Raw genomic sequence first — 12,452 nt, 5'->3', positions numbered from 1 at the left:
AATGCTCGGAATTGGCTTGCGCGAACATCATCAATTCCACATCGGTGGGGTTGCGGTTTAAATTTTGATAATTTTCAATCAGATAATCAATTTCATCGGGCGACAATGCCAAACCCATGTTTTGATTGGCTTGCTCCAAAACGCTTTTACCACCGTTTAAAACATCAATGGTTTCAAAAGTTTGCTGATTGTGCTGTGAAAACAGTTTTTCGGTTGCCTGAAAATCGGACAACACCGATTCGGTCATACGGTCGTGGAGCAAATCTGCCCATTTTTGGCGTTGTTCGCTGTTCAGGCTGCCTGAAAGCGTAACCGCCATGCCGCGTTCAATGCGTTCAATGTCTTGCAAACCGCAGTTGTGGGCGATGTCGGTGGCTTTGCTTGCCCATGGCGAAATTGTGCCGATGCGTGGGGTAATCAAAAACAAATTGTCTTGATTGTCAATGGGATTGGCAACGCATTCGGCAACCAGCAAGGCTTGCAATTTTTGCACGGTGTCAGCGTGCAATGGGGCGGCTGATGAAACAAAATACCAGTATTGACTGGATAATTGGGTTTCAGGCAGCCCGATTTTTTGGGCTTTTTGCAACAGTTTTTCAATGCGAAAGGGCGACAGCGCAGACACACCGCGCAACAGGGTCATCACAGACATGGTTTCAACTCACGAAGCGGATTGACAAAAAATCATTCGGCGTGATTATACCTGAACTGAACAGGATTTTTCAGGCAGCATTTAAGACAAAATCAAAATTTTTTGGCTGCCTGAAATCATGAATTGGATAACTAAAGTGGGTTATCCAATCTATGAAGTTACAGAAGTGAAAATACAAGTCGATAATAACCGAGATGTACGAACAGTACATCAAAACGTTAGCAACGCCGTGGTGCTTTTTCAATTCTATGACGATACTTAAAATTATGGATAAATAAAGGGCAGATACTTGGTCTGCCCTTTATACTTTAAGCTTAATGATGACATAGGCTTTCAGGCTGCCTGAAATGCCAATTTTACAACGCGGCAATCACCGCATCACCCATTTCCGAACACGACACCAATTTCGTGCCTTCTTCAAAAATATCGGCGGTACGCAAACCTTGTTCCAACACTTTTTGCACGGCATGTTCAATTTGTTTGGCGCGATTTTCATCGTTCAAACTGTAACGCACCAACATCGCCAGCGACAAAATGGTCGCCAAAGGATTGGCTTTGTTTTGCCCTGCAATATCGGGCGCAGAGCCGTGTGATGGCTCATACAAACCCTTGCCCGTTTCGTTTAAAGACGCGGAGGGCAACATGCCGATGGAGCCCGTCAGCATGGACGCTTGGTCGCTCAAAATGTCGCCAAAAATATTGCCAGTGGCAATCACGTCAAATTGCTTGGGCGCGCGCACGAGCTGCATGGCGGCATTGTCCACATACATGTGGCTTAATTGCACATCGGGGTAATCTTTTGAAACTTCTGTGAAAATTTCTTTCCACAATTCGGTTGTTTCCAAAACATTGGCTTTGTCCACGCTGCACAATTTTTTGTTGCGTTTTTGGGCTGCCTGAAACGAAACGTGGGCAATGCGGCGAATTTCGCTTTCGCTGTATTTCATGGTATTGAAACCTTCGCGTTCGCCATTTTCCAGCGTGCGAATGCCGCGCGGTTCGCCAAAATAAATATCGCCTGTGAGTTCGCGCACGATTAACACGTCTAAACCTGCCACCACTTCGGGTTTGAGCGTGGAGGCGTTTGCCAATTCTTTGTACAACACGGCTGGGCGCAAATTGGCAAACAAATTCAAATCTTTGCGAATCGCCAGCAAGCCGCGTTCGGGGCGCAATGGGCGTTCCAGATTATCATATTGTGGCGAACCCACCGCGCCGAGCAATACCGCGTCCGCTTTACGGCATAAGTTTTGCGTGAATTCGGGGTAAGGCGCACCGTATTGGTCGTAGGCTTCGCCGCCCAAAGGCGCGTAGTCGTATGCCACGTCCAAGCCTTGTTCAATCAATTTGTCCAATACGCGCACGGCTTGGGCAATGATTTCTGGGCCGATACCGTCTCCGCGTAAGATGGCGATTTGTTTGGTCATTTTTGTTTCCTTGTCATTAAGGGGTTTAATCAAAAATACAGATAAGACATTTTAGTTCAGAGCGTGTGATTTTAGCAAAAAGTTTCTATTTGAATTGACGACAAAATGTGTTTGAACATCATAAATACCCACATCATTATGGTTTATTTTGTTCGAGAAAATCAGTTTATCGCCTTATCTATGTTAATTTGAAACAAGCATAATTTTGCCTGAAAAATTGTACAAACACGCAAATTGGTGTAGCATCATGGGGTTTATTTTTATCACAAACCGCGCTATCCGCAAGGTTAAAACCGTTAAAGTGGCGATGTTCAAACGACATCGTCATACTTTCAGGCAGGTAAAGATAGCCTTAACTTAAATCCCAAAACGTCAAACTGATTGAATTAATAAGGAAAAAAAAATGCAAGTTTATTACGATAAAGATGCCGATTTGTCTTTGATTAAAGGTAAAACTGTTGCCATTATTGGCTATGGTTCACAAGGTCATGCCCACGCTGCAAACTTGAAAGATTCAGGCGTGAACGTGGTAATTGGTTTGCGTCAAGGTTCATCTTGGAACAAAGCTGTGGCGGCTGGTCATGAAGTATTGAGCGTTGCCGATGCTACCAAAAAAGCCGATGTTGTGATGATTTTGTTGCCAGACGAAAGTGCACCTGCAGTTTACAATGCCGAAATTCACGCAAACTTGAAAGAAGGCGCAGCTTTGGCATTCGCGCATGGCTTTAACGTACACTACAACCAAATCGTACCACCTAAAAATGTGGACGTGATTATGGTTGCCCCAAAAGGTCCAGGTCATACCGTTCGCAGCGAATTTTTGAAAGGTGGCGGCGTGCCTTCTTTGATTGCTGTTTACCACGATAATTCTGGCAAAGCACGCGACATCGCTTTGTCTTACGCGGCTGCCAATGGTGGCACCAAAGGTGGTGTGATTGAAACCAACTTCCGCGAAGAAACCGAAACCGACTTGTTCGGCGAACAAGCCGTATTGTGTGGTGGTGCGGTTGAATTGGTAAAAGCAGGCTTTGAAACTTTGGTTGAAGCAGGCTATGCACCTGAAATGGCTTATTTTGAATGCTTGCACGAGCTGAAATTGATTGTGGATTTGATGTATGAAGGCGGCATTGCCAATATGAACTACTCCATTTCCAACAACGCGGAATACGGTGAATATGTTACGGGTCCAGAAGTGATTACGCCTGCGACCAAAGAAGCGATGAAAAAAGCCTTGTACCGCATTCAATCTGGCGAATATGCGAAAATGTTCATTCAAGAAGGCGCAACCAACTATGCGAGCATGACCGCTCGCCGCCGCTTGAATACCGACCATCAAATTGAAAAAGTGGGCGCACAATTGCGTGGCATGATGCCTTGGATTGCGAAAAACAAATTGGTTGACCAAGAGAAAAACTGATTGCGGTCTTTGCAATTCTGAATTTTAAAGGCTGCCTGAAAACAAAAAAGGTTTTCAGGCAGCCTTTGGAATGATAATTTAGGATACAATTTCATACATCCCTAATCTCATTCAGAAAATCATGTCTCAAGTACTTGTTATCCAGTCCCCTCAACTATCGCAATTAAGTCTGCCTGAAACCACAGATTACTTTGGTTTACCCAAACATTTTTCAGGCAGCATTATGCGTATTCCTTGTCGTGAAAATACGCTACCTGAAAACGTGCAAGCTGAATTGGCTGTTGCACCTGTTGATTTTGCCATTTTGCCTGACCGCCCTTTTTCTGATATTAAACTGATTGTCAGTGATATGGACAGCACGCTCATTAATATTGAATGTATAGATGAAATTGCCGCAGGGGCGGGTTTGAAAAGTCAAGTTGCTGAAATTACCGAACGTGCCATGCGTGGCGAAATGGATTTTGAGCAATCCTTGCGTGCGCGTGTTGCCTTGCTCAAAGGGCTGCCTGAAAGCCATTTGCAATATGTTTACGACCATGTTTTGCAACTGAATGTGGGGGCAGAATACCTTTTACAAGAATGCCACAAACACGGTGTGTGTTTTGTGCTGGTATCGGGTGGATTCACGTTTTTTACCGACAAACTCAAACAACGCTTGGGTTTTGAGCATGCTTTTGCCAATGTGCTTACCCATGAAAACGGCATCTTAACAGGCGAAATCTGCGACCGTGTGATAGACGCACAAGCCAAAGCCGATATTTTGCGACAATTTCGTGAGCAACTGGCTTGTCGTGCCGACCAAGTGATTGCGATTGGTGATGGGGCAAACGATATTCCGATGTTGCAAGTCGCAGGTATAGGTGTGGCTTATCATGCCAAACCCAAAACACAAATGGCAGCAGACATTTGTATCAATTACAATGGTTTAAATGCTTTGCGTGATTGGTTTTCGTGATGTTTTGGTAATGGGAAAATTTTGGCAAAATTTAAACTAAAACGTTTGTCAAACTCGGATCGTAGGGATAAATTTTATGGAAAGTTGTATTTTATCAATAAATTGGATAAAGGGTGGATATAAAATCCACCCTGCATTTATTTAAAAATGGTTTTATAAAGGTTTCAACCTGCTTGTTAATAAAGTAACCATTATTTTAGGACAGATTTTTATTTTGCCCTTTAACAATACTCATACCTGCTGAAACCAATGAGCCGATATCTGCCACATTAGCTGGCATAATCAACGTATTGTTTTCTTTTGCCAATTTACCGAATGCTTCCACATATTGTTCAGCCACTTTTAAATTAACCGCTTCGCTACCTCCTGGTTCTTGAATCGCTGCTGCAATGGTGCGAATGGCATCTGCGCTGGCCTGTGCCACCAAGCGTAAGGCTTCTGCTTCACCTTGTGCGCGGTTGATTTGTGCCATTTTTTCACCTTGTGAAGCGTTGATGGCAGCTTGGGCTTCACCTTCTGATTTTTTGATATCGGCTTCACGCGCACCTGTTGCCAAGTTGATTTGTTCCACTTTTAAGCCTTCGGATTGAGCAATGCGTGCACGTTTTTCACGTTCAGCGGTAATTTGTGCCTGCATGGAACGTAAAATTTCTTGTGGTGGAACAAGGTCTTTAATTTCATAACGCAACACTTTTACGCCCCATGAAACAGCTGCTTCATCCAAAGCTGCCACTACGGTACGGTTGATGTCATCGCGTTCTTCAAAAGTTTTGTCTAATTCCATGCGACCTATTACAGAGCGTAAAGTGGTTTGTGCTAATTGTGTAATCGCCAAAATATAATTACTCGAACCGTAAGATGCACGTCTGGGGTCTGTAACACGGAAATACAGAATGCCATCTACAGTAAGTTGTGTGTTGTCGCGCGTAATGCAGACTTGGCTGGGTACGTCTAATGGGATTTCTTTGAGTGAGTGTTTGTAGGCAACTCGGTCAAGAAAGGGAATTAAAAAATTCAATCCAGGATTAAGTACCGCATGGAATTTACCCAAACGTTCTACAATGTGTGCTTCTTGTTGTGGCACGACTTTAAAGGCTTTGAAACCAAAAATGGCGATGCCGATTAAAATAATAATGGGTAATGAAAGAAACATGATATTTTCCTTATTCAATAAAAAATCTTGTGATTAAGCTGCCTGAAAATCAAAAAAATCAAATCGGTTCAATCAGTAAAACAATACCGTCTTTACCGCAAATGCGTGCGTTATCACCTGCCTGAAAAACATATGAACTTGTACTTTTAGCTTCCCAGTTTGCACCGCAATAAAAAACGCGCCAACGGGTATCGGATAAGACTTCGCGTATCACAACTTGTTCGCCCAAATCCAAATCATTGTCTTGACTGGTTTGCACCATTTGACTGCGTTTACGGCGTAAGCGATACACATAAGTGATGCCCATAACAGACAAAACAGCAGCCACCAAAACGCTTAATGTGAGATTAGCACCCCAAAATGCCACAACCGCCGCACCCAAAAATGCCAATGCCATCACCAGTAAATATACTGTACCTGTGAACATTTCTGCCACAAACAGACAAATGGCAAGTACTGCCCAAATGGTTCCAGCCTGATTCATCATTGTCTCCTTGATGGTGTTAGGCTGCCTGAAAGTAGTTTACATTTCAGGCAGCATCGCGTTGCACAATTTCAAAACTGTGTGTAATTGGTGCAGCTTTGCCCAACATAATCGAAGCAGAACAGTACTTGTCTGCCGAGAGTTGCACTGCTTTGGCAATGGTTTCTTCTTTGAGCTGATTGCCAATCACTTTGAAATGAATGTGGATTTTGGTAAACACTCGCGGTACGCTGTCGGCACGTTCGGCTTCTACTGTGGCGATGCAATCCACAACGTCTTGACGTTGTTTTTTGGCAATATCCACCACATCAATACTGGAACAGCCTGCCACCCCCATCAACAAAACTTCCATTGGGCTAACACCGCGTTTAATGCCCTCATCGGGCGATGTGCCGTCCATTACGATGCTGTTACCCCGTTCATTGCTGGCAATAAAACAACGCCCGTCTATCCATTGACTGATGATTTTCATACGTTTTCCTTATAATTTAAATCAGGCAATTTTTGCTGCCTGAAAATGGCGAAATTTAACATTAAATGACTTAAAAATAAAGCATCAACTGGTTTTCAAGCAGCCTTTTCCAACCAAATTGCACTAACCATACGCCCCGTTTGTCCATCGCGACGATAAGAAAAGAAGGCATCACGTTCCAAAACGGTGCAATGTGTACCGCCATAAATTTGCGTAACACCCTCGCGCTGTAAAATTTGGCGTGCCAATAAATAAATGTCTGCCAAATATTTGCCCTCCCCAATCACTTGAAACGCTGTTTGGGCTGCATGATGTTGTGCACAAAATGCGTCATAGACATCTTGTCCCACTTCAAACGATTCCGCACCAATCGCAGGTCCCAAATACGCCATGATTTCAATGGGTGCAACACCCATTTTGTCTATTGTATTTTGCAATACACCCGCAGCCAAACCTCGCCAACCTGCATGTGCGGCAGCAACCACTGTCCCTGCTCTATCACAAAATAAAACAGGCAAACAATCGGCGGTCATGACTGCACAAGCCACTTTGCCTGTCTTGTCCACCGCTGCATCGGCTTCTGGGGGAATTGCGACTTGTAAAACTTCAGCTGCCTGAACCACAGTGGTGCTGTGGGTTTGATTTAAATAGGCAACGGGCAAGGCAATATATTGTTGCACACGAGCGCGATTTTCTGCCACATTTTCAGGTACATCGCCAACGTGTGCGCCCACATTTAAACTGGCGTAAATGCCTTTGCTTACGCCACCTTGTCGTGTGGAAATCAGGGTTTTAACGTTTGGGGGTGCAGACCAGTCTGCAGTAAAACAACTTTTGGGTGCATGGTTTAAATTCAGAAAATCACTTAATTGATGGGCTGAAAAAATCGTTTTAGACATGATTTGTCCTTTCAGGCAGCCTAAACAGCCGCCAATTCGCAGCGCATTTTGTCTATTGCCACTTGATAGTCATCTGCACCAAAAATCGCCGTGCCTGCCACAAAAGTGTCTGCCCCAGCTTCTGCTACAGCACGAATGTTTTCTGCCTTTATGCCGCCGTCCACTTCCAATAAAATGCGCTTGCCACTTTGTATTTGATGCGTGTCCAATAAAGCACGCGTTTGACGAATTTTATTCAAGGTATTGGTAATGAAAGCTTGTCCGCCAAATCCTGGATTAACCGACATCAATAAGACCATGTCCAATTTATCCAAAACATTTTCTAAAACCGAAACCGATGTAGCGGGATTCAAAACCAAACCTGCTTGCTTGCCCAAACTGTGAATCAATTGCAAACTTCTGTCCACATGGCGACTGGCTTCGGGATGGAAAGTAATCATGTCTGCTCCCGCTTGGGCAAATGCCACAATCAAATCATCAACAGGCTCTACCATCAAATGTACATCAATCGGAGTTCTGCCTGCATAAGGTTTAATCGCAGCACAAACAGCAGGACCAAAAGTTAAATTCGGCACATAATGGTTGTCCATCACATCAAAGTGAATCCAGTCTGCACCTGCGGCAATGACGTTTTTCACTTCTTCACCTAAACAGGCAAGATTGGCGGCAAGAATACTGGGGGCAATGCGGTATGTCATAAGAATTTTCCACAAAATGAATTGAACAAATTGAATGAAACAAGCAAGCTGCCTGAAAGCAAAATATGCTTTCAGGCAGCCTTTTATTATCGGCTTAAATTCACAAATCAGCAAACACCGCTGCCAACGCATTGGCAACATAATCAATATTGCTATCGTTCAAACCTGCCACACACAAACGCCCTGTCTGCAGCACATATACCGCAAATTCATCTTGCAGACGTGCAACTTGATGAGGCGATAATCCCGTGTAGCTGAACATGCCGCGCTGTTTCACAAAATAGCTGAAATCTTTTTCAGGCAATTTTTGGCTCAAAACAGTGTACAATTTTTCACGCATGGCACGAATGCGGTCGCGCATTTCGTACACTTCGCTTTGCCATTGTTGGCGAGTTTGTGGATTGGACAATACGCCATACGCTGTTAAACCACCTTGTGCAGGTGGGCTAGAATAAATGCGGCGCACTCCGAATTTCAAACGACCGAGTACCAAATCGGCTTCTACACTATTTGGCGCAAGCACACACAGACCGCCTACGCGCTGACCGTAAAGCGACATGTTTTTGGAAAACGAACAACTCACAAACAGAGCCACGCCCAATTCTGCTGCACGGCGAATGGCATAGGCATCACTGTCAAAATCACCACCAAAACCCTGATAAGCAATGTCCATAAACGCAATCAATTTGCGTGCTTGCACAATGTCCAAAACTTCGTCCCATTGTGCTGGATTTAAATCCACGCCCGTTGGATTGTGGCAACAAGGATGCAAAATCACGATGCTGTTTTCAGGCAGCGTATGGAAAAATGCCGTCATTTCAGCAAATTTTACGCCTACTGTATCGGGGTCATAATAGGGATAAGTTGCCACTTCGCAACCTGCTCCCTCAAAAATGCCACGATGATTGTCCCAAGTAGGGTCGCTCACATACACTTTGGATTGTGGAAACCAAGCATGTAAAAAATCCGCCCCCAATTTCAATGCACCCGAACCGCCCAAAGTTTGTACCGTTGCCACACGTTTTTCATGTAAAACGACATTGTCTTCCCCAAATAACATTTCAGCAATTGCAGTACGCAAACCTGCATGACCCTCCATAGGTAAATAAGGCTGTGCGCCATTGCCCACCGCTTCACTTGCTTGGCGTACACTTTCAGGCAGCGGCATTTTGCCAGTATTATCAAAATAAATGCCAATGCTCAAATTCACTTTATTCGGACGTGGGTCGGCTTTAAATGTTTCCACCAAACTCAAAATCGGGTCGCCCGCATAAGGCTCAATATGTTGGTACATCAATATTCTCCTACAAAATAAACAATAAACTGAGATTTCAGCTATCTGAACAGTACACGACATTTTATGTCAAACCGTGTGGAGTATGTCCCCAACACCATTTTCAGGCAGCCACCTAATTTTGTGTCGTATGCGAAAGGTCGCCTGAAACAAACACATTGTATCGCCGATTGCATGGATAAAACAGTTTTAAATCACCTGTTGTTTATGGAAAATCATCAAGAATGTTTGATAAAAACTTGTATATCTATGCACCAACTCAAATGGTTTCAGGCAGCCTGCAATTTATAAAGCCTGCTGTGCGAATTCAGACAAGGTTTGATTGATTTGAATGTGTTTGAATTGCATCACAGTTCGGTCGCCCTGTTTCTCATGTAATTCAATGCGTCGCACCACATTGTCACCCTGTATGTCAATTTGTTTGAAAATTTGTTGCATCAATACACTTTTGGGTAGCAATTGTAATGTCCATTTTTGTGGGCTGCCTGAAAGTTGCAAAACAAATTGTTTTTCCAAACCTTGTGTGTTACCACCCAATAAATCCAAAAACAATTGAATTTGTTGGCTTTGACCCGATAGTTTGCCATTATTTGGATTCAACCATGTTTTGCCATTCCATTGCATAATGCCATCGCTGCGTACACGCAAAATGCTGTTAAAGGGTTTTTGCATTTGCCACAACAAACCTTTTTGTGGCATCAATACGAATTGTCCTGATGTCAGCATGGGTTTGGATAGGGATTTTAAATGTCGCTCTTGTGTGAATTCGCCCTGTAAATGATTGGGCTTTTGTAATGTTTTTGCCAATTCACTGGTGGAAAACGCCCACAAAATGGGACTGAACAAGCACAATAAAGCGGAGAATAAATGTTTTTTCATGAAATATACCCTTGATATGTTTTTCAGGCAGCCTGAAAAGTGGGGTAGGTTTGCACAGCATGAAGCCAACTGTTTGGTGTTTGAAACTGCAATTCACCGCTTTCTTGCGCTACAACTGCTTGTGTGGTACTGGCTCGGGTTAATTTAGCACCTGTTTGGACATCAAAAATGGTGTAATCAATCCGTAAACAACTTTCTATTTCTACCACCGCCAACTCCACACGGATTTTTTGCCCAAATCGTGCAGGTTTGATGTATTTAAATTGCATTTGCACAACGGGCCAACTGTAACCCTGTCGCCCCATCTCATTGTAATCATATTGAATGCTTGCCAAAAAATCACAGCGTGCCATTTCTAAATATTTCACATAATGCCCATGCCAAACAATGTGCATGGCATCAACATCAAAAAAAGGAATGGTCAATTCCATGCTATGACGACAATAAACGTGTTTAGCCATCGTGTTTATCATTCCAAAAATTGTAAAAATTAAACCATTGTAAAGGATTTTGGCGGCATTCTTCTGCCAAGAAATTGGCAAATTGTTGTGCAGCATACACCACTTCGGTTTGACGTGTACCACGTTGCCATGTTTGCGTGTCCATAAACCGCCTTAATTTCAAATGATAACGTCCATTTTGTTTGACACAAAATAGCGTGTGAATTTGCGTTTTCAATAAAGCCGCCAACAGCCATGCACCTTGTGGCATTTGGGCAGACTGACCCAAAAATGTAACCTCAACGGTTTTTTCACCACGCACAGGTACACGGTCTGCCGCAATCGCCAACCATTCGCCTGCTTCAATTCGTTGGTTCAGCATCATCATGAGTTGCGCGTCCAAATCGTCCACTTGAATCAACTGAATACGGTCTGCTCCTGCTTTTTCCAATGCCACATTAAAGGCTTGTGCATGGCGATTGTGTACCAAAACATTGAGTTTAAAATGCTGATGATGTGACACCAGCGCACGACAAATTTCCACATTACCGAAATGGGAACACACAAAAATTTGTCCACGAGCACTGTTTTTGATTAAAGCATATACATCATCTGGGTCGTGCAAAACCAAGTTTTCATAAGTTATTTTGCGTTGCCAAACGGCAAAACGATCACAAATTGCCGTACCAAACGCCAAAAATTGCTGAAAAACGGGCATGGTTTCAGGCAGCCTCACATCTGAAAAAGTGTTTTTCAAACGTTGTTGATACCGCGTAATGTTGCGGCGCATTTGTGGTGCAGTCAAATAAAAATACGCCACCACAAAAACAATGCACGGTTTCAGCAAGAAAGCAGGCAAATGACGTACCATAAATGCTGTTAAATTCAGAAACAGGCGATTGCCACGTTCATTTTGTGCTGCCCAATGTTGATGTTGTGTTGTCATTTTTCAGGCAGCCTATCGCGTTTTAAACCGAAACACCGCAGCAACATTCCAAAAAACAAGCGTGCGTGCATTTTGCTAATCAAAACATTGTCTTCCCACGCACGAAAATGCGATACGCCCCCTGCTTCATAGCGTACTGGTGTTTTAATCCAAATAAAAGGAACACCTAACCAATGTAGGCGTACCAAAATTTCATTGTCAAAATCCATACGGTCGCCCAAATTGACCGTACGCAATAAGTGAACACAAGGTGCAAGCGGATACAAACGAAAACCACACATGCCGTCTTTAATATCCGTAGATAAAGTATGAATGCCATTCCAAAAATCGGTGATTTTGCGACCATATAATCTGGATTTAGGTGCATCATCGCTATATTGTGGTTGAGCGCAAATCACCGCTTGGGGATTATCTCGGGCTGCCTGAATGAGTTTAATGCTGTCATTCAAATTGTGCTGTGCATCTGCATCAACTTGTAAAACATGGGTATAGCGATGTTGTTCGGCATACCATAAACCTGTTTTCACAGCCGCACCTTTGCCACCATTTTTAGAACGAAAAACAACATGAACGTGTTCTGAAACCAAATCGCGCAAAAGCGCATGACATTCATCACGCGACCCGTCATCTACCACCAATACTGTCAAATCCAAATCGCGCATGGCGGCAACAACTTGGGCTATGGTTTTGGGGTGGTTGTAATGAGGAATTAGGGCAAGAATATGGGGGTTCATGG

General features: G+C 43.6%; 14 protein-coding genes and 1 pseudogene. 3 read left to right on the top strand and 12 right to left on the bottom strand.

What is annotated here, in order from left to right; all coding sequences use genetic code 11:
• Together Q4B82_RS02390 and leuB are read right to left on the bottom strand one after the other, a co-directional pair.
• A pseudogene (locus Q4B82_RS02390) lies at nt 1–652 on the bottom strand (phosphoribosylformylglycinamidine synthase); the annotation flags it as partial.
• Nucleotides 653–1,008: 356 nt separating this feature from the next.
• Nucleotides 1,009–2,079 carry a 3-isopropylmalate dehydrogenase gene (leuB, locus tag Q4B82_RS02385; RefSeq protein WP_303064830.1) on the bottom strand — a complete coding sequence of 357 codons (1,071 nt, stop codon included), beginning with the start codon at nt 2,077–2,079 and terminating at the stop codon, nt 1,009–1,011.
• 403 nt (nt 2,080–2,482) lie between these two features.
• On the opposite strand from leuB, the gene ilvC reads away from it, so the two are divergent.
• On the top strand, nt 2,483–3,496 hold the full coding sequence (gene ilvC, locus Q4B82_RS02380; RefSeq protein WP_303064829.1) for a ketol-acid reductoisomerase: 1,014 nt from the start codon (nt 2,483–2,485) through the stop codon (nt 3,494–3,496).
• 121 nt (nt 3,497–3,617) lie between these two features.
• The gene (gene serB / locus Q4B82_RS02375; protein WP_303064828.1) at nt 3,618–4,451 is read left to right on the top strand and encodes a phosphoserine phosphatase SerB; all 834 of its coding nucleotides are present in this window, start codon (nt 3,618–3,620) and stop codon (nt 4,449–4,451) included.
• Between the two features lie 196 nt (nt 4,452–4,647).
• Here serB and Q4B82_RS02370 read toward each other — a convergent pair whose 3' ends face one another.
• The 6 genes from Q4B82_RS02370 to Q4B82_RS02345 all read right to left on the bottom strand — a co-directional run bounded on the left by Q4B82_RS02370 (nt 4,648) and on the right by Q4B82_RS02345 (nt 9,451).
• Entirely contained in the window at nt 4,648–5,607 is a 960-nt protein-coding gene (locus tag Q4B82_RS02370) for an SPFH domain-containing protein (protein WP_303064833.1), read from the bottom strand.
• A 55-nt stretch (nt 5,608–5,662) separates the two neighbouring features.
• Nucleotides 5,663–6,088 (bottom strand): NfeD family protein, encoded by a 426-nt coding sequence (locus Q4B82_RS02365; RefSeq protein ID WP_303064827.1) that lies wholly within the window; start codon nt 6,086–6,088, stop codon nt 5,663–5,665.
• A 46-nt stretch (nt 6,089–6,134) separates the two neighbouring features.
• Nucleotides 6,135–6,560, bottom strand: a complete 426-nt coding sequence (locus Q4B82_RS02360; RefSeq protein ID WP_303064826.1) for an OsmC family protein — start codon at nt 6,558–6,560, stop codon at nt 6,135–6,137.
• 95 nt (nt 6,561–6,655) lie between these two features.
• Nucleotides 6,656–7,459 (bottom strand): peptidoglycan editing factor PgeF, encoded by an 804-nt coding sequence (gene pgeF / locus Q4B82_RS02355; protein WP_303064825.1) that lies wholly within the window; start codon nt 7,457–7,459, stop codon nt 6,656–6,658.
• A gap of 20 nt (nt 7,460–7,479) precedes the next feature.
• Nucleotides 7,480–8,157 carry a ribulose-phosphate 3-epimerase gene (gene rpe / locus Q4B82_RS02350; RefSeq protein ID WP_303064824.1) on the bottom strand — a complete coding sequence of 226 codons (678 nt, stop codon included), beginning with the start codon at nt 8,155–8,157 and terminating at the stop codon, nt 7,480–7,482.
• A gap of 100 nt (nt 8,158–8,257) precedes the next feature.
• Nucleotides 8,258–9,451 carry an amino acid aminotransferase gene (locus tag Q4B82_RS02345; protein ID WP_303064823.1) on the bottom strand — a complete coding sequence of 398 codons (1,194 nt, stop codon included), beginning with the start codon at nt 9,449–9,451 and terminating at the stop codon, nt 8,258–8,260.
• 66 nt (nt 9,452–9,517) lie between these two features.
• Here Q4B82_RS02345 and Q4B82_RS02340 point away from each other — a divergent pair, with 66 nt between their 5' ends.
• On the top strand, nt 9,518–9,742 hold the full coding sequence (locus Q4B82_RS02340; RefSeq protein ID WP_303064822.1) for a hypothetical protein: 225 nt from the start codon (nt 9,518–9,520) through the stop codon (nt 9,740–9,742).
• On the opposite strand, the gene Q4B82_RS02335 is transcribed toward Q4B82_RS02340, so the two are convergent.
• The 4 genes from Q4B82_RS02335 to Q4B82_RS02320 are packed head-to-tail and all read right to left on the bottom strand — an operon-like array spanning nt 9,737 to nt 12,450.
• Nucleotides 9,737–10,330, bottom strand: coding sequence for an outer membrane lipoprotein carrier protein LolA (locus tag Q4B82_RS02335; RefSeq protein ID WP_303064821.1), 594 nt, complete (start codon nt 10,328–10,330; stop codon nt 9,737–9,739). The two genes, Q4B82_RS02340 and Q4B82_RS02335, sit on opposite strands and share 6 nt — an antisense overlap.
• Nucleotides 10,331–10,353: 23 nt before the next feature.
• A complete protein-coding gene (locus Q4B82_RS02330; RefSeq protein WP_303064820.1) occupies nt 10,354–10,791 on the bottom strand; it encodes a thioesterase family protein in 438 nt (145 codons plus the stop codon).
• On the bottom strand, nt 10,784–11,716 hold the full coding sequence (locus Q4B82_RS02325; RefSeq protein WP_303064819.1) for a glycosyl transferase family 2: 933 nt from the start codon (nt 11,714–11,716) through the stop codon (nt 10,784–10,786). Before Q4B82_RS02325 ends, Q4B82_RS02330 begins: the two co-directional genes overlap by 8 nt.
• Nucleotides 11,713–12,450: a glycosyltransferase family 2 protein gene (locus Q4B82_RS02320; protein ID WP_303064818.1), complete on the bottom strand. Its 738-nt coding sequence runs from the start codon at nt 12,448–12,450 to the stop codon at nt 11,713–11,715. Before Q4B82_RS02320 ends, Q4B82_RS02325 begins: the two co-directional genes overlap by 4 nt.
• Nucleotides 12,451–12,452: the final 2 nt, after the last annotated feature.

It is taken from the genome of Alysiella sp. (assembly GCF_030525755.1).
Classification (GTDB): Bacteria; Pseudomonadota; Gammaproteobacteria; order Burkholderiales; family Neisseriaceae; genus Simonsiella.
The sequence above is the reverse complement of the archived record's forward strand: the minus strand, read 5'-3'. Positions and strand labels throughout refer to the sequence as shown.